At 36.7% G+C, this 22245-nt stretch carries 18 protein-coding genes and 1 pseudogene; 3 read left to right on the top strand and 16 right to left on the bottom strand.

The window, feature by feature from the left end; genetic code table 11:
• Positions 1-386, bottom strand: a pseudogene (locus DEU39_RS20340) (T9SS C-terminal target domain-containing protein); the annotation flags it as partial.
• A gap of 364 nt (positions 387-750) precedes the next feature.
• On the opposite strand from DEU39_RS20340, the gene DEU39_RS20335 reads away from it, so the two are divergent.
• Positions 751-2010 (top strand): helix-hairpin-helix domain-containing protein, encoded by a 1260-nt coding sequence (locus tag DEU39_RS20335; protein WP_120233168.1) that lies wholly within the window; start codon positions 751-753, stop codon positions 2008-2010.
• A gap of 77 nt (positions 2011-2087) precedes the next feature.
• On the opposite strand, the gene DEU39_RS20330 is transcribed toward DEU39_RS20335, so the two are convergent.
• From DEU39_RS20330 to DEU39_RS20300, 7 genes are all read right to left on the bottom strand, one after another.
• A complete protein-coding gene (locus tag DEU39_RS20330) occupies positions 2088-3260 on the bottom strand; it encodes a hypothetical protein (RefSeq protein ID WP_147367631.1) in 1173 nt (390 codons plus the stop codon).
• 223 nt (positions 3261-3483) lie between these two features.
• Positions 3484-4206, bottom strand: a complete 723-nt coding sequence (gene rluF / locus DEU39_RS20325; protein ID WP_062671111.1) for a 23S rRNA pseudouridine(2604) synthase RluF — start codon at positions 4204-4206, stop codon at positions 3484-3486.
• Between the two features lie 272 nt (positions 4207-4478).
• The gene (truB, locus tag DEU39_RS20320) at positions 4479-5177 is read right to left on the bottom strand and encodes a tRNA pseudouridine(55) synthase TruB (protein WP_062671113.1); all 699 of its coding nucleotides are present in this window, start codon (positions 5175-5177) and stop codon (positions 4479-4481) included.
• Positions 5174-5584 (bottom strand): hypothetical protein, encoded by a 411-nt coding sequence (locus DEU39_RS20315; protein ID WP_120233166.1) that lies wholly within the window; start codon positions 5582-5584, stop codon positions 5174-5176. Before DEU39_RS20315 ends, truB begins: the two co-directional genes overlap by 4 nt.
• Complete coding sequence (locus DEU39_RS20310) at positions 5584-6402, bottom strand: undecaprenyl-diphosphate phosphatase (RefSeq protein ID WP_062671115.1); 819 nt, start codon at positions 6400-6402, stop codon at positions 5584-5586. Before DEU39_RS20310 ends, DEU39_RS20315 begins: the two co-directional genes overlap by 1 nt.
• Positions 6403-6513: 111 nt before the next feature.
• Positions 6514-6810, bottom strand: a complete 297-nt coding sequence (locus DEU39_RS20305) for a DUF3098 domain-containing protein (protein WP_062671117.1) — start codon at positions 6808-6810, stop codon at positions 6514-6516.
• 2 nt (positions 6811-6812) lie between these two features.
• Entirely contained in the window at positions 6813-7712 is a 900-nt protein-coding gene (locus DEU39_RS20300) for a cell division protein FtsX (protein ID WP_062671119.1), read from the bottom strand.
• A gap of 91 nt (positions 7713-7803) precedes the next feature.
• Here DEU39_RS20300 and rsmA point away from each other — a divergent pair, with 91 nt between their 5' ends.
• On the top strand, positions 7804-8574 hold the full coding sequence (gene rsmA / locus DEU39_RS20295) for a 16S rRNA (adenine(1518)-N(6)/adenine(1519)-N(6))-dimethyltransferase RsmA (RefSeq protein ID WP_062671122.1): 771 nt from the start codon (positions 7804-7806) through the stop codon (positions 8572-8574).
• 129 nt (positions 8575-8703) lie between these two features.
• Here rsmA and DEU39_RS20290 read toward each other — a convergent pair whose 3' ends face one another.
• The 8 genes from DEU39_RS20290 to DEU39_RS20255 form a co-directional block, all read right to left on the bottom strand.
• Positions 8704-11061, bottom strand: a complete 2358-nt coding sequence (locus DEU39_RS20290) for a choice-of-anchor L domain-containing protein (protein ID WP_062671124.1) — start codon at positions 11059-11061, stop codon at positions 8704-8706.
• Between the two features lie 287 nt (positions 11062-11348).
• Positions 11349-14933 carry a choice-of-anchor L domain-containing protein gene (locus tag DEU39_RS20285; protein ID WP_062671126.1) on the bottom strand — a complete coding sequence of 1195 codons (3585 nt, stop codon included), beginning with the start codon at positions 14931-14933 and terminating at the stop codon, positions 11349-11351.
• Positions 14934-15101: 168 nt separating this feature from the next.
• Positions 15102-17462, bottom strand: coding sequence for a choice-of-anchor L domain-containing protein (locus DEU39_RS20280; RefSeq protein ID WP_120233165.1), 2361 nt, complete (start codon positions 17460-17462; stop codon positions 15102-15104).
• A 193-nt stretch (positions 17463-17655) separates the two neighbouring features.
• Positions 17656-18222, bottom strand: coding sequence for a DUF1003 domain-containing protein (locus DEU39_RS20275; protein ID WP_062671130.1), 567 nt, complete (start codon positions 18220-18222; stop codon positions 17656-17658).
• Between the two features lie 11 nt (positions 18223-18233).
• A complete protein-coding gene (locus DEU39_RS20270) occupies positions 18234-19004 on the bottom strand; it encodes a TIGR02757 family protein (protein WP_410493233.1) in 771 nt (256 codons plus the stop codon).
• A gap of 7 nt (positions 19005-19011) precedes the next feature.
• Positions 19012-19926, bottom strand: a complete 915-nt coding sequence (locus tag DEU39_RS20265; RefSeq protein WP_120233164.1) for a ribonuclease Z — start codon at positions 19924-19926, stop codon at positions 19012-19014.
• A gap of 68 nt (positions 19927-19994) precedes the next feature.
• Complete coding sequence (gene rdgB / locus DEU39_RS20260) at positions 19995-20582, bottom strand: RdgB/HAM1 family non-canonical purine NTP pyrophosphatase (RefSeq protein ID WP_394364000.1); 588 nt, start codon at positions 20580-20582, stop codon at positions 19995-19997.
• A gap of 29 nt (positions 20583-20611) precedes the next feature.
• On the bottom strand, positions 20612-21442 hold the full coding sequence (locus DEU39_RS20255) for a CPBP family intramembrane glutamic endopeptidase (protein WP_062671134.1): 831 nt from the start codon (positions 21440-21442) through the stop codon (positions 20612-20614).
• A 108-nt stretch (positions 21443-21550) separates the two neighbouring features.
• Between DEU39_RS20255 and DEU39_RS20250 the strand changes: the two genes are divergently transcribed.
• A complete protein-coding gene (locus DEU39_RS20250; protein WP_120233163.1) occupies positions 21551-22240 on the top strand; it encodes a hypothetical protein in 690 nt (229 codons plus the stop codon).
• The last annotated feature ends 5 nt before the right edge of the window (positions 22241-22245 follow it).

Here is a 22245-nt window from a genome sequence, read left to right as displayed (position 1 = left end):
CCTCCTTTGGAATCGTCTTTTTTGTCTAACCCTTTTCCGGAATAAGATGTTCCGGCCAAAAGAAATCCTCCATCCTGAGTAGTAACGGTAGCAGAAAGATAATCATGGTTCTGTCCTGAGAAATATTTTTCCCAGACTTCTTGACCCTGCTGATTGAGTTTTACCAAATGAAAATCATAACCGTTATTGTGCTTACTGCCTGAAGCCTGTTGCTTATTGCTTTGAATAGAACTTCCTGTGATCAAATACTGTTGATCAATGGTTGTAGTGACCTGGCTTAGAAAATCCTGGGTAGAGGATTGGATGTCTTTTTCCCACACCACTTCCTGGGCAGATATGCCCAGGCTCGTGCATAAAGTAAATGCACTGAGATAAAGTTTTCTCATCTTTATGTTGTTTTTTGAGTTAGTAATTAGTTTATTAAAACGCAACGAATTTAACACTTTTTAAGATACGAAAATCACAATACTTTAACCTGCTATAAATCATATTATTAATAGTTAGATCTTATTAATATTGTATTGCAATTTATATCATTATGATGCAAAAATACCTGCTCGCTGCGACAGAACCTGTCGTGTTAAAAAATAAATATCTAATCAGAATATTTAGTATCAATTACGAAATTATATCGCCCAAAAGGCAATATTCCCATTAGCTTATCAACAATAAAACACTTTCTCTATATCATATTTAACTAATTCATTATCAACTATTGTCGTGATTTATTTTTATCAATAAGTTTACTGCATGATGAGAAAAAGCTATTACCAAAAACTGGCATTGATGGTCACATTGCTGACTGTTTTATTAGCCTATCAGAAATACACCAGTCGTGAAAAAGAACCTTTTCCTGAAGTTACCTTTATTAAAGATTCTTCAATACGGGATCTATCAGATTTTGATCCTAATATACTGGACAAAGAACAGTGGCTGAAACTTGGATTTTCAGATAAACAAGCTGCTACTATCCTTAAGTATAAAGATATGGTAGGAGGAAAATTTACTTCAAAAGAGCAGTTGAAAAAATGTTATGCTATTTCCGAAGAGAAATTCAGTGAGCTAGCCTCTTTCATCTTGCTTCCTGAAGCAGCAGAAAAAGAAGATTCCAAAAGATTCACTCCATATGGGAAGAAAGGAATTATGATTTCAGCGAAATTCAATCCTGATCGGTTTTCTGTCCACGACTGGCTTAAGATGGGTTTCAGTGAAAAGCAGGCAGAAGCTATTATAAAGTATAGAAATTATCTCGGGGGAAGTTTTATCAGTAAGGAAAAGTTTAAAGAATGCTTTATCATTTCCCCGGAAAATTACAGCAAAATCGCACCTTATCTTTTGCTGCCGGAAAACACTCCGGAAAACTTCAGGAATTTTGCGAAGGATAATACTGTAAAATCCAGAATTCAATATCATATTTTTGATCCTAATCAGCTTGATTTAGAGGGTTGGAAAACACTTGGATTCTCAGAGAAACAAGCAATCACGATCATCAATTACCGGGACAGAAATTTACGGGGAAGTTTCAAAAGCCTAGAAGATCTGCAGAAATGTTTTGTGATCTCCGCAGAGAAATTTCAGGAGATGGCACCCTATATCAAAATTCAGGAAAAACAACAGGAAAAAACAGATTTTTCAAAAACAGATCTTAATACCATTACGTTTAAACAGCTTATAGAATTCGGACTGGATGAAAGAAGTGCAGGTTCAATCATTGGTTTCAGAAAAAAACTGGGAGGTTTTATGAATAAGCAGCAAATTCTTAGCACTTACAACATCGATCAGGATCTGGTTCAAAAACTGATTTCAATAGCCCCGTTGAATATATCAAATGTTCCCCGGTATTCATTAGTAGACGCACCTGAGGAATGGCTTAAAAATCATCCTTATTTCAAATATTCAGCAGACAAAATCATATTCTACCGGATCAGTAACCCTGATGATAAGAAAATATGGAAACTTTTGAAACTGAAACCTGAGTATGAAGAAAGAATGAAATTATATGTAAAATAACATGAACCCTAAAATAGGCGTAAACTCTTCCAAAATATTCCGGAAGAGTTACGTCCTGTAAAATAATATCTTCGATTTTAGTGATGCATGTAGTTGCTTGGCCCATTAGTCCCTTCAATGGATTCCGGCAGTATTCCGTATTTATTACGTAAATCTACTGTGCCTAATTTTTTTTCCGTATTAATATCAATTATACTGATCGTACCGGAATTTAAGTTGGGAAGATCCAATAAATTATTCTGTACTGCTACAACTTCTTTTCCTGATTTGGTTTTAAAGAAAGCCATATGATGTGCGCCTTTATCCGCATCCAGAGTCTTCAAAAGCTTTAGTTGAGGAAGATTATTAATATCAAAGACAAGTACTTTTCCAGGTTCTGCAAAACTCACGTACAATTTGTTGGTATCATCAATATACATTTCGAGTGCCCAGCCTAAACCTTTTGTACTTCCATCAAAAATTTTAGTAAAAGCATCATATTTTTTGGTTATAGCATTATAGGGAGCAATCCAGATATCTCCGCCAAGCATCGTTGTAGCAAGTGCATATTGCGGAAACTTTCCGCGCAATAGCAATACTTCTACAGGAGCAGATAAATCAGTTGGAGAGTCTGCAACCTGATAGGTTTCCTTTATTTCGTAAGTATTGAGATCTAATAAAGTACAGGTATTACCCATTCCGGTAGTAAGATCAGGGTGAATAGTGGATGATACCATCATCAATCCTTTTTCCTCATTGATGGAAATACCGTGTGGATACATGATAAACTTATTGGGGTTAGTCTGAATGGGTGCTTTAATCGTTTTGATAAGCTTATTATTAGCCGCGTTAAAAACACCTATACTTCCGTCTTTTGGACCTCCTGCTCCACCCATAAAGGTCATAAAATATCTTCCGTCATTGGTAAAAAATAAATTTTCGCCTACCGTATTCTCACCCGTATCAACAGGAATTGCGTTCAATAATATGGGTTGTCCGTTTTGGTCTTGCCCGGTTTTTACTTCGTAGAGATAACTGCCTCCCAAAGCAGTTGTGAACATTTTGTTGGCATTTTGATTGTAATAAATATGGTGAGGCAATACACCGACACCTAATTCAAGCTTACTGCTTATATTTCCAAAATTGGGTGCTTCAGGATCAAGTTCAATAACGGCAATTCCGTCTGGTAATCCTTTTAAACTTCTGTAATCAATGTAAAATGAAGAATCATGTGGATGATCCGGATAATGATTATCATTTTGACAACTCACTAATATTACCAAAGTAATACATACTAGAACTGAATTAAGACTTAATTTCATGATTATCAGGCTATTATTGTTAATACTATAAATATAAAACATTTTCACTGAAAAATAAAATATATTACACCAATACGTGAAAAAAAACAATAAATAACATAAAAAAATAATGCTTCCCATAGGTAATACAGGGAAGCATGAAATTAAAAACCGTTAAGTATTTTAGATATTTTTAATCAATTGTTTTACTGGAATCAGCCAGCAAGGAGTTGAGTGTATTCAGTTCCTCATCCGTCATATCTCTCCATTTCCCGATAGGTAAATCAAGTTTGATATTCATGATACGGATTCTCTTAAGTTTTTTTACTTCGTATCCAAGATATTCACACATTCTTCGGATCTGTCTGTTCAATCCCTGAGTAAGAACGATTCTGAAATTCATTTCATCAATCTTTTCTACCTCACATTTTTTAGTCACGGTATCAAGAATTGGAACACCGTTTCGCATTTTTTCCAAAAATCTTGGTGTGATAGGCTTGTCTACCCGAACAAGATATTCTTTTTCGTGGTTATTTCGTGCTCTAAGAATTTTATTAACGATATCACCATCGCTCGTTAAGAAAATAAGTCCTTCACTTGGTTTATCCAGTCTTCCGATCGGAAAAATTCTTTTGGGGTGATTGATATAATCTACGATATTATTTTTTTCACGTTTTGTATCCGTGGTACAGACGATTCCTACCGGCTTATTAAAAACGATATACACCGGTTTTTCCTGAGGCTCTCTGATCGGTTTTCCATCTACTTCTACAAGATCTTCATCAGAAACTTTGGTTCCTAACTCAGGAATTTTCCCGTTTATCTTGATCCTTCCTTCTTCCAAAAGTTTATCTGCTGCTCTCCTTGAACAGTATCCCACTTCTGATAAATATTTATTGATACGCGTTTTTTCCATTAGTCTTTTCCGTAGCCGGTATAATTTTTATTACTGAAATTGGGGTTTCCATAGCTTAAATCTATGAAAAATCATCATCCCATCTTTCAGTTTATGTGATTTGAAAACGATTCCTCCTTTTGGCTCAATATTTTTGAATAGGAAACTTGTATTTTCAGTATTTCCTAATGCAAAGTTAGGAAGAAAATGATATTCTTATGAAAGTAATACCATAATCAATATTTCCTGATGGTGTATGATTTTCAATATCCTGAGAATTGCTGGTTTAATTTTTACAGACCTTCAAATCTATACTCATTATTCAGGAACTGATCTGTAGCATCTTCAATGGCATAGTCACCAATCTTGGTACGTCTCAGCTGTGTCAGATAAGCTCCTACTCCCAATTCCTGCCCGATATCATGGGCCAGACTTCTGATGTAGGTTCCTTTTGAACATCCTACCATAAAACTCACCACAGGAAAATCAATTTTAATATCCTTGATGTAATGGATCGTTGTTTTTCTTGCTTTCATTTCCACTTCTTCACCAGCTCTGGCAAGGTTGTATGCTCTTTCACCATCAATTTTAATAGCCGAATAAACAGGTGGTTTCTGTTCAATTTCTCCAACAAATTTTTCCAACACTTCTTTTACCTGTTGTTCAGTAATATGCGAGATATCCTGTTGAAGAATTTCAGGCTTTTCAGTATCATAGGATTCCGTCTGTACACCAATCTTGATCTCTGTCCAATATTCTTTGGGAGCATCCTGAATTTCAGGAATTTTCTTTGTAAATTTTCCACAGCAGACGATAAGAAGCCCAGTTGCTCTGGGATCTAAAGTTCCGGCGTGTCCGATTTTAAATTTTTTAGGAAGATCAAACTCCCTCTTAAGTTTATATTTCATTTTATTGACAGCCTGGAAAGAAGTCCAGTCCAAAGGCTTATCCAATAAAAAAATGTATCCTGATTTCAGTTCTTCAGCAGTCATTCTTTTCCAATATTGTCTATTTCTCTCACTTGTTTGAAACTAACTTTATATTTATTTACAAGATAAAGAAGAATTATTAAAAATACAGTTATTACAGCTTTACAATAATAAGGGGTATAATCATAATAATGATTAAAAAATAAAGCAATAAAAGATTTAATATTTATTAATAAAACTAATATGAGATAAATATTTATTAATCGTATTGTAATTCTTTTTTTGTTAATCAAGAAAATGAAAATTATAATTGCAAAAATAAGAATACTTGTTACAAAAATATCATGTTCTAAACCTACATTATAAGCAAAAGGATGGATATTTAAAGGAATAAAGATAAAGCCACCAAGGATGAAAAATAACAGACAAAGTAGATAAACAAATTTCTCTTTAAATAATATGTTTTGCATTATTTAAAGAAATAAAAATAAATCAACAGGGCAACTCCAACAAAAATACGGTACCAGCCCCAAGGTTTGAATCCATATTTGTTAAGCACACCAATAAATGCTTTAATGGCAATAAGTGCTACAATAAATGCTACAATATTTCCTACCACGAAGATCATAATGTGATCCTGTGAAGACATAATCATTTCATATCCTTTCTGTGGATTTGCGGTTTCTTTTCCCCAGGTCTTAACAAAAACTGAGTACACAGTTACCGCAAGCATGGTAGGAACTGCAAGAAAAAAAGAGAATTCTGCAGCAGCCTTTCTGGTAAGACCTTGTGCCATTCCCCCAATGATGGAAGCAGCACTACGGCTTGTACCCGGCATCATTGCAAGACACTGCCAGAAACCAATGGTAACAGCATTTCTTATCGTAATTCCTTTTTCATCATCAATCTTAGGATTCTTAAACCATTTATCTGCAAACAGCAAAACAACACCCCCTAAAACCAATACGGAAGAAATCGCAATCTGGTTCCCAAGAACGGCTTCAATTTTATCATCGAATAAATATCCCAATACCAAAGCCGGAACTACGGCAAATGCAAGTTTGAAATAGAACTGAATATTATTTAAGTCAAAAAACTTTTTCCAATAGGCTACTACCACAGATAAAATAGCTCCAAACTGAATAGACACCTGAAACATTTTTAAAAATTCTGTTTCTTCCAACCCCATAAGATTCGCAGTAAATCCCATATGTGCTGTAGAGGAAATCGGAAGATATTCCGTCAAGCCTTCTACAATGGCAATAATAATTGCTTTGATTAAATCCATATTCTTTTAAAAATTAAAAAGATTAAAAGATTTAAGAATTAGAAAAATCAGCTCATTGGCTTACATCTTTCAATTCTTAAATTTTTTAATCCTTAAATAAAATTATTTTATTTATTTTCTTTTTAAGATCGCGTACACTTCTATTGCAAATCCTATAACAACAAACAAAGGTGCTATTCTGATTCTTCTGATAGAAAAGATCCCGTCATTCCATGAGTTAGGATCAAATTTTCCATCTACAGTATTGGCATCAGGTCCCATCATCAGTAGAAATCCTACTACAATAAATGCTAATCCGATCAGCATCCATTTGAAATTCTGCTGTCCGAAATAGAAAGTGTTTTCCTGTGGTACTTCAGCTTCATGTCCAAAGTCTGAAGCGGAAAATTTATTTGTTTTTTTGCTCATTATTAAGAGTAATATAAATCGTCAACGTTTGATTTTAAGAATCTCCATGTAGCGAAAATGGTACTTAACACAGAAATAAAAATTCCTACTCCAAGTACCAGGATAACTAACCAGAAGTACTGATTGTTGTCCTGCACGAAAGCTGAACCAATCTGACTTGTGAAATAATACCAGACTCCACCTAACGCAATAAGACCTATTACAGAACCGATAGCTCCCAGAATAATAGCTTCTACAATGAAAGGTTTAAGGATAAATCTTCTTTTCGCTCCTACCAACTGCATTGTTTTAATAATAAATCTCTTCGAGAATATCTTCAGACGGATAGAGTTGTTGATCAATACAACTGCCAATATCAGAAACAGAATCGAAAATCCTAAAATCCATTTCAGAATTCTGCTCAGGTTATTGTAAACATCTACCATCAAAGTACTGTCATTTTTAACATCGATAATACCTGGAACAGATTTGATCTCTTTGATGGCTTCATCAATTTTTGCTGGATCTACGAATTCAGGTTTTAAAGCTACTTCAATAGAGGAAGGGAAAATATTTTCTTCGAACAATGCATCACTGTCGATTCCCATACTCTTTTTGGCTTCTTTAGCCGCCATATCCCTTGAAATATAAGTCGCTTTTTTTACAGGAGCTAATAACTGTACCTTTTTAAAAGTTTCTTCCTCAAGTTTTGCAATTTTTACAGAATCTTTAGCGTCATAGTTTTCATCAAAGTAGGCATTCACCACCAACTGCTCTTTGATATAGTCAGAATACTTCTGGGCATTAATCAGAATAAGCCCCATTAATCCTAACAAAAATAACACTAAGGCAATACTTATCACTACTGTAATATTGCTGGACCGAAGCCTTTTCTTATTAAATTCATCTACAGATTTAGCCATTAATATTAAAATTTTTGGCTAAAATAGAAAAAATCTTCCGAAATTTGGGACGAAATAAAGAAAATCACTGTTAATAAAATCATAAAAAACTTTGAGTGTAAAAGCAAAAAAACATCTTGGACAGCACTTCCTGACAGATGAAAATATCGCAAGAAAAATTGTAGAAGGTCTTAGTTTTGAGAACTATACCAACATCATGGAAGTAGGCCCTGGAATGGGAGTTCTTACCAAATATCTTCTTGAAAAGGATCAGAACATTTACCTTGCAGAAATAGACACAGAATCTATTGAATACCTGAAAAACAATTATAAAAAAGTAACGGAAGAAACTTTTGTAGGAGATTTCCTGAAGCAGGATTTCAGTTTTATCAAAGACGATCAGATTGCTATCATTGGAAATTTCCCTTACAACATTTCGTCACAGATTCTGTTTCAGATTGTAGATCATTACCAATTGATCCCGGAAATGGTGGGAATGTTCCAGAAAGAGGTTGCTGAAAGAACGGCTGCTGTTCCCAGAACTAAAGATTACGGTATTCTTTCTGTTCTGATACAGGCGTATTATGATGTATCTTATATGTTTACGGTACATGAGAACGTCTTCAATCCTCCGCCAAAAGTAAAATCTGGAGTCATCAGACTTACAAGAAACCCTAAAGAAGGACTTGCAGGCAATGAGGTTCTGTTTAAGCAGATTGTTAAGACAGGTTTCAACCAAAGAAGAAAAAAGCTTTCTAATGCTCTGAAATCATTAAACATTCCTGAAGCCCTAAAAGGACATGAATTTTTAGATAAGAGAGCGGAAGAACTTAGTGTTGCAGATTTTATACACTTTGCGAATCTCTGGAAAGAAAATCAATAGACAATTATTATAAAAAGCTCCTCTATCAGGAGCTTTTTTGTTGAATAAAGTACAATACCCTTATTCGTTAAAAGTAGAAAGCCTTTCAAATAAATTCGAAAGGCTTTCTTTTATAGTACATTATCAATTTTAGTTTCTGTTCTTCAGCATGATCCATCCTGACCAGTTCATCTGAGCTTTTGATTTTGGATACTCAAAGTTGAACTTATACCAGTATGTTGCTGTAGGAAGTCTCTTACCACCTACTGTTCCGTCCCAGGTAGGATTTTCTTTTGAGAATCTGAACATTTCTACTCCATACCTGTCATATACAGAACCTGTAAAGTTTTTAAAGTCTCCAAGAGCCTTAAGATCCAGTACATCGTTGATTCCGTCTTCGTTTGGCGTAATGATATTGTTAATCTGCAATGTAAAGAATTCAAGAGATCCCACACAATGTGTTCCTACTCTTCTTACTAAAACAGTGTAGTTTGTATTATCTAAAAGGTTAGTAAATACATTAGAAGCCTGCCATGTAATACCATTGTCAATAGAATATTCCAAAGTACTTGGTGTATTGTTCATTGGCGGGTTTTCCGCTGTAATTGTTACTGACTTTTTGATACTTTCATAATTTAAAGCGGTAACGAAAGGAGTTGCTGCTCCCATTACTTTAGCTTCAAAAACTTTCTTACAGATACCGTTATCAATTTCCACTGAGTAAATACCCCATTGGTTTACATTAATTTTCTGCGTTGTAGCACCTGTGCTCCAAAGATATTTATAACCGTCACCAGCTCCTGCATCCAGGGTTACAACATCACCTACACACATTTCAACATCTTTCAATGTAGAGGTAATTTCTGGTGTCACCTCAATTCTAATTGTTGCCGGATTCAGAGATTTACATCCTTTTGCTCCAATTGCATATACTGTAAATGTGGTAGTCTGATACAGAGTAACGGTCTGCATATTCCCTGTTCCCATAAAATTGCTCCAAAGATAAGTATCTCCTCCTTCAGCAGTAAGAGTTACAGATTCTCCCGGACAGATTTTTATTCTGGAAGCTTTCACTTTAGCGGTTGGGGTTGCTTCTTTCTGTAATGTCAGTTCTACAATTTTGCTACAGAATCCTCCATTGGAAACCAAAACATACAAAATCTGTCCATCGTTACCATTATAGTTTAAAGGAGTCTGAATATAGTTGTTATTCTGTGCAACAGCATCCGCCTGATTTTCGTAGAATTTAAAGATAGCTCCAGGCGTTGGGCTGATGGTAGGCATAATTGTACTTAAATCAAAAGTAGTAATATCCGGTGTGGTACAAAGCAGCAATGTTGCATCCTGAGCCTGAGGTGTTGTTCCTCCGTGAATCTGTATGGAAGCTTTACCCGGACATGGATTACCTGGAACACTTACTTCGATAGTATAAGTACCAGGCTGTATTGCAGTAATTGTATTAGTCGTTGCATTAGGTATTGGTGCACCGTTATAGAACCACTGATATACAAGGTTAGGGTCATTTACAGAAGCTGTAATTACCTGAGGGACATTATCACATACATTGATATCTGAAGGCAATTTGGTTCCTGCAGGATCTAAAAGGTCTACTCCGATATTGAAAGATCCACCTTCAAGGAATACTGCAGAGTCATAACTGTGGTCACTGTAATCGGCAATTACCATTTTGAAGTGGTATTGCTGTCCTGCTACTACGGTTGCCGTAGCAGTCAATGGAATCGTTCTTCCGTTAAAATTTGTTTCAACGTTCCCGGTGTTATATCCTGCAAAATATTGTTCGTTTACGGCACCACAACTCCCTGCAATTGCAGGGTGGATATTGGTAATACTTACCGGTCCTGCTCCTCCCGGAAGTACAGCCATATTTACATAAGGTCCACCTGAAGTAGGTCTCAATAAGATGGCAAATGCATCTGCAAAGGTACAAGGGAATGAGCCTGTATATTCTTCTGAGGCAATCAGATAATTAAATTTAATCTGAGAGGTGGTTGGAACGAAGTCAAACTCCAAAAGCACAGCATCATTCAATCTGCTTTCCACTACCCCAATCACCTGTGCAAGGTCAGCATCAGATCCTCCACCGTTCACATCACTAAGGCCACCCTCAAAGGTGTTACCAGCTCTTCTTGCAAATCCTGTGGAAAGAATAAGTCCATCTTTAAACGGAAAATTGGTTGCAGCCTTATGAAAATATCCCCATGCTCTGTTTGCCTCACTTGCAGCATGGTTAGGTGTAATCTTCACATTGGTTACATTGGGAGTAAGACAAGTATTGGTCCCGGATGAGATCAATACATCTTTAACCATTTTTTCAATAGTATAAGCTGTTTCAGGATACTGCGGAGCATTCACATCAATAAAAGCACCAGCCCTTCCGGATAGATTGGAAGGAATTTCTTTTGCCTGTTTTCGCGGAGGCAGATCTTGTGAAAATAAAAAAGTCGAGATGACTAAAAAAAATAAACAAAGCGGTAGATATCTTCTCATAATATTTTTGTTTCAACAAATTTAATTTTTTTTTAAATATATCATATACATATTTATATTTTTTACCACAAAAAAACAAAATAAGAACCTCTTACAGTAAATTTTCATTAATCAATCCCTATTCGGACAAATCATAAATAGTGTGGTAGCATTGTATTACAAAATATTTTAACATATTCCTCCCCTATTTCAAATAATTCACAAAACGCAACAATCTTTATTCCTAAAAACAACAAAATCTTTCATTGCTGAAAGATTTTGTTGTTGATTTTTTATTTTAGTAAATTCTAGTTTCTGTTCTTTAAGAGAATCCAACCTGAACGTTGTTCCATTTTCTTGCTGGCCGGATTTTCCCATTGTACTCTATACCAATAAGTAGCGGTAGGAAGATTGATTCCTTTTAAAGATCCTGTCCATATAACATTACCTTTACTTGCTTTAAATACTTCCGCCCCGTATCGGTCGAAAATTGAAGCTGCGAAGTCTTTGTATCCGCTGATTCCAGTAAAGTCAATGGTATCATTTACACCATCCATATTTGGAGTAATAGCATTGCTGATAACAAATGTAAAGTAATCCAGTGAAGTACCACATTTGGCACCTTTCACTCTTACCATTACAGAATACATCGTATTATTCAAAATACCTGTAAATATATTGGATGGCTGCCATGTCAATCCTCCATCTATAGAATATTCTAAAGTTCCACCTGTAGGATTACTTGCCGTAAGTGTAAGAATATGGTTATCATAAACAATATTGGTAAACTGTGGCAGATCAGGATTAATAAGCTGTGCAGAGAATGTTTTGGAACAAACCCCATTGCTGATTATCACAGAATACGTTCCGGGAATATTAGTGGTTATCGTCTGAGTCGTTGCTCCTGTACTCCATACATAAGTATAGTTGGGTCCTGCCCCGGCATCCAGAGTTCCTTTATCTCCTGCGCAGACAAATACATCTTTTAAGGTAGAAACAATCGCCGGAACTACTTCAATAGTAACTTTAGCCGGATTCACAGAGCTACATCCGTTTCCTCCTAATGCATATACTGAATACTCTGTTGTTACGGTAGGCGTCACTACCTGTGTGTTTCCGTTTCCTGTAAGTCCTACCCAGTTATAAGTAATTCCTCCTGTGGCAGTTAATGTTACAGATTCTCCTTCACAGATTTTTAATTTAGATGCTGTAAGACCTGCTATAGGTGGTCCTACCTGAACTGTAACAGTAGCGGGCGTTGCAGAAATACATCCGTTAGCTCCAACTGCAAATACCGTATAAACAGTAGTCGTAGTAGGTGAAACAACCTGAGTATTTCCATTTCCTGTAAGACCATTGCCCCAGTTATAGCTTACCCCTCCGGAAGCGGTCAACGTCACTGATTCTCCCACACAAATACGAGGTTGTGATGAAACCAATGCAGCAACCGGTTGTACTTTATCTTCCTGAACTGTTACTGTAGCAGTAAATGTACAGCTCAGGTTTCCTGGTTGTGATATGTTAGTAACCGTTAGAGTATAAGTTCCTCCAGAGCTTACAACAGGGGTAAGAGTATTACCTCCTGATACAATAGTTCCTCCGGTTGTTGTCCAGGCAATTGTAGATCCTGCAGGAACTACTGATGCCGAAGCATTGATAGTAACCTGAGGAGTTGTACAGGTAATTGTTTGTGGTGCAGCAATAGTAAGAGTAGTTTGGGCTGTGCTTAATAATTGCAGAGATACTACATAGCTGCAGCCTCCATTGCTTACTAATACATAAATAGTCTGGCTTCCTCCGGGAGGTGTATATGTTGTAGGTACTGCAATAAAGTTTCCGTTAGCTGCATTGGCATCAGCCTGATTGATATAGTAAGTAAAAGTAACGCCTGCAGTAGTTGTAATCTGAGGCTGAGCTTCAGTAAGATTATAAGTTAATCCTGGCTGATAACACTTATGCAGTGTTGCATTTTGTGCTGTAAAAGGCTCTGAAACTTCTATTGTTATCGTTGCAGGGTTTTGAGAGACACAACCATTTGCACCTACTGCTGTTACGGTATAAGTAGTGGTAACAGTAGGTGAAACAACCTGTGTACTTCCGTTTCCTGTAAGGCCATTACCCCAGTTATAGGTAGCCCCGCCTGAAGCGGTAAGTGTTACAGAATCTCCTTTACAGATTTTTATTTTGCTTGCTGTAAGCCCGGTAACTGGCGGGGCACTGTTTCCTGTTACAGTTACAGTTCCTACAGCGGTACAGCTGATATTTCCAGGCTGATAAACTTTTGTAATAGTTAAAGTATATGTTCCTGCCGCATTAATGACAGGGTTTAAAGTAGTTCCTCCTGAAACAATATTTCCTCCTGTAGTTGTCCAGTTGAAAGTAGCTCCTGCCGGATAAACAGAGGCTGAAGCATCCAGTGTAGTCTGAGAGTTAGCACAGGTAAGTACAGCCGGAGGAGCAATAGTAGGCGTCATTTGTGGCGCCTTTACCAATTGCAGCTGTGCTACTTTTGCACAGAAACCGTTTGCTACTCTCACATACACCGTTCCACCTGCACTCTGATGAGCTGTTGGATTAGGAATTGTATTTGCATTTCCTGCATTAGCATCCGCCAATGTGGTATAGTAGGTAAACACAGCTCCCGGTGTGGTGCTTATTGAAGCTTGTGCTGATGTTAAATTAAAAGTTGCATTTCCGGCAGCATAACAGGCTGTTAATGTAGCATTCTGTACTGTAGGAGATGTTCCGCCAACTACTGTAATAGTAGCTTCCCCCGGACAGGTATTCCCCTGGATGAAAACCTTAACGGTGTATACCCCTGGTGCTGTTGCCGTGTAACTTGCATTGGTAGCTCCTGCAATCGGAGTGGTACCCTGATACCACTGATACGTTATATTAGGTCCCTGTACAGAGGCTGTAAAAGTCTGTGGCGTATTATCACACATATTAACAGAATCAGGAAGCTGCACGCCAGCCGGATCCAGGATTTTCACCCCGATATCAAATGATCCTGCTTCAAGAAATACTGCTGAATCAAAGTTGGGATCCTGATAATCCGCCAACACAATTTTAAAATGGTAGGTTTGCCCGGGAATGACAGTTGCTTTTGCTGTCAGAGGAATAGTACGTCCGTTAAAATTGGTTTCAATCTGAGCGGTATTTGTTCCTCCGTAATAGGCTTCATTCTTAGGTCCGCAGTTTTGATATTGCGGGTGAATATTCGTTACACTTACAGGTCCTGCTCCTCCGGGAAGCACTGCAAGATTGGTATAAGTAGGATCAGATGCCTTTTTTAACAGCAAAGCGAAACCATCTGTAATAGTACATGGAAAGTTTTGCTGATATTCTTTAGAAGCAAACAAATATCTGAAAGTAATTTCAGTAGAGGCGGCTACAAAGTCAAACTCTATAGAGGTTGCATTGGTTAGGTTATTGTTAGCAATCCCTAAAGCGTTCGCAAGATCTACATCTCCTCCGGTTCCCAGATCATCACTTAATGTTCCTTGAAAAGTATTCCCTGCTTTATTGGCATATCCGGTTGAAAGTATAATCCCTTTACTAAAAGGAAAGTTGGTATTTGATTTATTAAAATATCCCCAGCTACGGTTCTGATTGGTGGCAGACAAGTTAGGAGAAACGGTTACATTGCTTACCGTTGAACTGGTACAAGTAGAGCCTCCTGATATAAGCACATCATTTATAAGCTGGGTTATAGGATAGCCGGACTCCGGGTAACTAGGTGCATTTACATCTATAAAAACACCTGCCCTCAAAGAAGCAGCTTTAGGTTTTGCAGCAATTTCTACCCTTCCTTTATTTTGAGCCAAAACAAAGTTCCCCATGAAAGCTAAAAATAACGCTAAAAATAAATTTCCTCTCCTCCTATTTAACATTTTATATTATTTTGAACAAAAATACTATTTTTTTTGATTGAAATTCAAGTTAACACAATTTACATTATTACTAACGCAAATTTATTTATATTAGAATATCAACTCTGTTTATTTTAAAATAATAAAAAAAGACTGACGAAATAGTCAGTCTTTCAGTTATAGTTTAAATTATTCTATATTTTTAAGTAATATCCATCCTGTTTTTACAGTAAGTTCTTTACTTGCAGGATCTTCGAAGGTTACCTGATACCAATAGGTAGAAGTAGGAAGCTTTTTACCCTGGAAATATCCGTCCCAATATGGATTGATCTTCGCTGCTTTGAACACTTCTCTTCCATATCGGTCGAAAACCTGTCCGCTGAAATCTTTATAATTAACCACACCGCTGAAATCAATGACATCATTAATATTATCACCGTTTGGAGTAATTACATTTTTCATCACGAATGTAAAGAATTCAAGGAAACCTACACAGCTGGTAAATTTAACCCTAACTCTAATCGAAATGACTTTATTTTTAGGCACATTGTTAAACACATTTGAAGACTGCCATGTAACCCCGTTATCTACTGAATATTCCAGGATACCATTACTTGGATTACTTGCTGTAACGATCATAACTCCATTCTCACTATAATCCACTTTTATCACTTCAGGGATCACGGCCTTAATAACCTGAGTTTTGAACTCTTTTGAACAAACTCCGTTACTGATCGTTACCGAATATTCTCCAGGTGTGGCGACTGTAATACTTTGACTTGTTTCACCAGAACTCCATTGATATGTATATCCTGGACCAGAACCTGCATCCAGAATGATTTTATCACCCTGACAGATATGTCCTCCTTTTAAGTTGGAAACGATAGCCGGAACTACTTCAATGGTAATACGTGCCGGTTGAAGAGATTTACATCCCTGTGCCCCGATAGCATATACAGTATAGGTAGTAGTTTGAGTTGGGCTTACCGTTCTGATTCCTCCGGTAGTGGCTGCTGAATCACTCCATTCATAGGTTACACCGCCTGTAGCTGTAAGCAAAACAGATTCTCCGGCACAGATTTTCAATCTTGGTGCGGTAAGTAAAGCCGTTGGTGTCTCTTCTTTTCTTAAAGTTAATGTTGCAATCTTACTACAGAAAGCTCCATTGGAAACCAATACGTATAATATCTGTCCATCTGTTCCTGAGTAGTTTGTGAGATTAGTGATGTAGCTGTTATTTTGAGCCTGTGCATCGGCCTGATTTGCATAAAAACGGAATACTGCTCCCTGCGTTGTACTGATTAAAGGTTTTGCTGTTTCCAGATTAAAACTGGTAATTGCAGGTGTAGTACAGAGTTTAAGTTCAGCATTCTGTACGGTAGGGCTCGTTCCTCCGATAATGGTAATAGTAGCTTCACTTGGACATTGATTTCCCGGGACCATTACTTTTACAGTATAAACTCCCGGTTGGGTAGCTACATACACAGCACTTGTTGCCCCTGGAATAGCCACTCCATCTTTATACCACTGATAAGTCATTCCCGGAATTGCTGCTACCTGTGCCTTTAACTGCTTCGGAGTATTATCACACATGTTGATAGTACCTGGTAACACAACTCCTGTTTCGTCTACAATTTTAATTCCCACGTCGAAAGATCCTCCTTCTAAGAAAACTGCTGAGTCATGAGACGGGTCTTTGGCATCTGCTAATACCATTTTGAAATGATACGTTTGTCCTGGGATTACGTCTGCCACAGCTGTTAAAGGAGTTGTTCTTCCAAAATAATTGATTACTAAATGTGGATTTGCCAGTGCTCCAAAAAAAGCTGCATTAATTGGCCCACAGCTGAATCCATTTCCTGCAGGAACAATATTGGTTGCACTTACAGGTCCGGCACCTCCCGGCAATACAGCCAGGTTAGTATAGGTAGGATCTCCAACTTTCTTTAATAAAAGAGCAAAGGCATCAGAATAGCCCAGACATGGATAATTGGAAGTATATTCATCAGAAACGAATATGTAATTAAATTTCACCTGGTTTGAATTCGGAACGAAATCAAACTCAAGGGCTACCGCATCGGTTAAACTTACATTGGCTCCGGTAGCGGCTACAAGATCCGCATCACTTCCTGTTCCTACTGATTGTCCTACAGCGGCTACATAGTTGTTTCCAGCTTCAGATGCATATCCTGTAGTAAGGACAATCCCATCCGTAAAAGGAAAATTAGTAGTTCCTTTATGAAAATACCCCCAGAATCTGTTGCTGTTTGTCACATCATGATTAGGAGATACAGTAACGTTGGTAACATTGGCTGTTGTACAATTGGTACCGCCATTGATCAAAATATTCTTTACCAACTGCTCGGGAGTATAATTTGAAGGGGTGTAAGGCGGTACATTCACATCTATAAATGCTCCGGCCCTGAGAGCGGCGGCAGAAGGTTTTATTCTTTCTGATTTTCTGACAGGTCTCGTTTGAGAAAATGCAGAAACAGAAATCAATAAAAAAGAAAAAAGGAAAAAATAGTTTTTTAGTCTATAGATTAACATTTTGTTTTCATTTGTTCAAATGTAGCAAAAATAATCATACCAAATCAGCCTTTAACATTACTATTTTATAATCCAGCAGGTAGATTCATAACATTTTTTTCTTATTATTACATTTTCCGCAAATCATTTTGAACAGAAATTAATCCATAAAAAAACAGATCAACGTATTGATCTGTTTAAACTTTAACGGCCACTATTCCGGTTCTTTATCATCTTTTTTCAACTGGTCTATTTCATTCTGCAACTGAGAGATAATATCTTTTAAGGCTTTTATTTCGTTTTTGTTCGAGCTCACATTACTCTTGAGCATTACATTTTTCGCTCTTTCATTGTGGTCTTCTTCATCTTCGTCTTCGTTAATTTCTTCAATATCTTCGCTGATTTCCTCAATGTCTTCCTGGATATCTTCAATATCTTCATTGATCTCTTCAATGTCTTCGCTGATTTCTTCTATATCCTCGCTGATTTCCTCAATATCTTCCTGAATGTCTTCAATATCTTCCTGTATATCTTCAATTTTCTCGTGGCTTTTATTCACAGACATCTGAATGAAGATTGCCAGATAAATAGCTTCCAGGGAAAGTACGGTCGTAAGAATCAGAAGCATTTTATCAAAATCAACGATATTCAGCATCGGAAGTAAAAACGAGGTAAGGAACAGCAGAGTATGAACAATCAGGGACTGAATAGATCCTATCCAAGATGTAATGCTGTCTGCTATTTTTTCAAGAACTTCTGTTTTTTCGTTATATTTTTTCATCCTTTATATTTTTACAACAGTTCCTTTGTTACTCCTAATCCAAACAATGCAAAGTCATATTTTGCCGGATCTTTTTCATCAAATTTTCTGATGGCAATATCAAGCTCTTCTACTGTTTTCCAATCATTCTGTGTTCGGAAAACCAAGCCTAATTTTCTGGAGATGTTTCCTGTATGCACATCCAGTGGAATGGAAAGATTTTTTTGGTCTATATTCTTCCAGATGCCAAGATCTACTCCCCTTTTATCTTTACGCACCATCCATCTCAAAAACATAATAATCCTTTTGGCAGAGGAATTCTTATAAGGTGAACTGATGTGTTTATGGCTTCTGTGCTTCTCTGTTTCCAGGAAACCACTTCTGAATCTTTCTATAGCGTGGAGAAAGTTATTCTCTGATTCTTTTACTTTAAATAAACTTTCCAGGCTTTCATTTTCATTATAAATTCTGTTGAACTGTCTGATGAAATAGGAAAAATCCTGTCCGTTGAACGTTCTGTGAATGCTTTTATCCTGAATACTTTCCAGATCTTTTTCTGAATAATTCATGACAAAATCATAGGGTGAATTTCCCATAATATCAAGCATTTTATCTGCAGAATTAATGATCGACTTTCTGTTTCCCCAGGAAATTGTTGCTGCCAGAAATCCTGCAATTTCAATGTCCTGTTTTAAAGAAAAGCGATGCGGAATCTGTATCGGATCATTTTCAATAAAATCAGGAGCGTTATACTGATCTGCTTTTTCGTTGAGAAAATCTCTGAGTTCTTCAAATTTCAACATATTCATTCTAAATCTTTACACTTTCCAATGCTTTTGGTAAAAATGTATTGGGAAATATTTCTCTTGCCTCATCAGTAAATACTGTCAGATCTCCATATCTGTTGGAAAAGTGACCTAAAATCAGTTTTCCAACCTGAGCTTTCTGAGCAATGGTAGCTGCTTCCAAAGCTGTGGTGTGGCCTGTATAATCTGCCATTTCCTTCAGATCATGTAAAAATGTAGATTCATGGTACAAAACCGTTACATTCTTAATAATAGGAATCACAGTTTCAAGATAACGGGTATCACTACAAAATGCATAGGATACCGATGGAGCCGGATCAACAGTCAGAATTTCATTTTTAAGGACATAACCATCGCTTAGTACAAAGTCCTTCCCTGCTTTGATATTGTGATAATCGCAGGTTTCAATTTCGCTGTACTTGGCAATCTCTTTCATATTAAGATGCCTGTCTTTCGGTTTTTCTTTAAAAAGATACCCATTACAGTAAATCCTGTGATCCAAAGGAATAGTGTATACTTCTACCCTGTTATCCTCGTATATTTTTTCAGAATAATCTTTATCCAGTTCATGATAAATCACTTCAAAACCACGGTGGGTTTCTGTAATCTGAAAAATGGTTTCCAACATCTTCTTAATTCCTTTAGGACCATAAACATTCAAGGGCATATCTCTTCCTAAAAGACGGAAAGAGGCTATAAGCCCCGGAAGTCCGAAACAATGATCTCCATGAAGATGGGAGATAAAAATATGATTGATTTTTGAAAATCTTGCTTTTGCCTTTCTCAGCTGTACCTGTGTACCTTCTCCACAATCGATCAGGAAGAGTCTTTCTTCCATTTCCAGCAGCTGTGCTGTGGGTGATGTATTGATGGTCGGAATCGCAGAGTTAAAACCTAATATTGTTAAATAAGTACTCAAATCAATAATTTATGATAACAAATGTACAACAGAAAATATAAATGGGGATTTCGTCCTGATATTTAAACTTAATCAGTTACTTTTAAAAAATCCATAAATAGGTCTAATGCCTGTTTACGGTGGCTGATCTTATTTTTGTCTTCAGGATCCATTTCTGCAAAAGTTCTTTCATATCCTTCAGGAACAAAAATCGGATCATATCCGAAACCTTTGAAACCTTTATTTTCTGTCAGTAAATTTCCATGAACTCTGCCTTCAAAATATTGAGCGCCATTTTCATCATAATAACACAGAACCGTCACAAAATAAGCCTTCCTGTTTTCAATTCCTTCCATTTCTTCCAATACCTTTTCGATATTTTTTGCGAAGTCATGATCTCCGGCATAACGGGCTGAGAAAATTCCAGGTCTTCCATCCAAAGATTCTACTACCAAACCGCTGTCGTCTCCCAAACTTGGAACCCCTGTTTTTTCAAAGCAATATTTGGCCTTGATCAGGGCATTGGCATGAAATGAATCTCCGTCTTCTACAATTTCTTCGTGAATATTATAATCGGTAAGACTTTTCACCACGCAGTCACTTCCCAGGATCTGTTGGATTTCTTCTTTTTTATGTTCGTTGTGTGTAGCTACTAATAATTCCATTTCTATATTCATTTTCAATTTTATTTTTTTAATCGGGTTACTTACATTTCAGCATAATGTATTTTATACTTTTTCATAAAAAGATAATAGAACAAGGAGAAAAGTACAATTCCAACAGCCAGCACAAGCCATTCTGAAATATGAAGAACCTTTGCAAAACTCTCGTCTTTACCATAAAGCACCAATAGCGACAGGGTTAAATTATTAAACGCATGCAGTAATATCGGCATCAGCAAAGACTTTGTTTTATGATAGACCAATCCCAGTACACAGCCCAACATTACAGCGCTGATAAACTGCCATGGATTTCCGTGAACCACGCCAAAAATTATGGAAGCATACAGAATCGCCTTCCATGGTTCTACTCCTTTATTGATCAATCCTTTCTGGATAATTCCTCTGAATATAATTTCCTCAAAAATCGGAGCCATGATTACCGTCATGATAATCATTACAACAGGATTATCTGTCAATTGGCTCATCAGCTGGATAAAATATTCATAAAAGTCACCGAAAAACGGTCCTGTGGTTGGGATCTGAGCCGCAATAAATTCGGAAATAAACATCATCCCCGCCATCATTGGAAAGATGAGAAGATAGGTAGAAAAATTAACCGATGAAAAGTTGAAGTTAAGCCTCTTTTGAGTAGTACGTCTTACAATGAAAAAATCAAAGAAAGCAATAGCTGTAAGAAATCCTACAGAATTTGCTACCATCAGAAACCAGTCTTTCAATTCAATATTTTCTCTGAAAACAACCTTCCAGAAAGTGCTGAATAAAGAAACGGCCATTGTTCCCACGAATAATCCAACCACCAAAACAACACCGCCAAACCATGTGAACGTAAACTTCGGATATTTGCTATTTTCCATCCTTTCTCTGTAAAAGTTTATGAGAAACAAAGATAATTTTTTTGACTGCTACAGGCAACTAAAAAAGGAATTTCTTATTTTCGTTCCTTTATCCATGAACATCACAAAATGAATACAGAATTTCCATTCCAAAGATTTGAGTCTGCAACCAACAGGTGGATGACTGTTGTTCTGAATGCTCTTTTCTTTGTGATGTTTATTTCTTTCGTTTTGCTTTTTGTTTTAGGTCCTGCTTACGGAATTTACAGAAGAGGGTTTGATGCTATGCTGTACCCTGCCTTGATCAGTTGGGGACTTTCATTGTTGATTTTGATTCCTGCGATCCGTTATATTATTAAAAGGAAAAAGCCGGCCCATACAATTGTGGTTGATGAAACCGGCCTCTTATTTTATAATTCAAGAAATGAAATTGCAGATCAGATCCTCTACACAGATCTCCGGCCTTCAAAACAGGATTTTGATATTTACACAGTCAATCCGGTAGGATCAGGAATCACTCCTTTATTGGAGGTAACAGTCTTATCAGATAAAAAAGAAGAAACTCTAAGACGTATTGATATGAATCTCCCTTTGAGAGTGGTAAAAAACAAATCTGCTTTGTATGCCCATTTTCTACACGGCATCAGCACTTTCCGTCCTGATTTGAAGATAAATCCTCTCGTTTTCCGCAGCTATTCTATTGATACGGAAACATGGAAAGTGAACAGTAAAGGGATTTCTTTGGGAGGCTGGCTTTTATTTCTGGCAGCACTTGTTATTACAGCACTTATATGCGGGCTTGTTTTTTTGTTAACTTAGGCTAA

This window comes from Chryseobacterium sp. AG363 (genome assembly GCF_003610675.1).
Classification (GTDB): domain Bacteria; phylum Bacteroidota; class Bacteroidia; order Flavobacteriales; family Weeksellaceae; genus Chryseobacterium; species Chryseobacterium cucumeris.
Note: the sequence above shows the minus strand (reverse complement) of the source record. Positions and strands in the feature narration are given on the sequence as shown.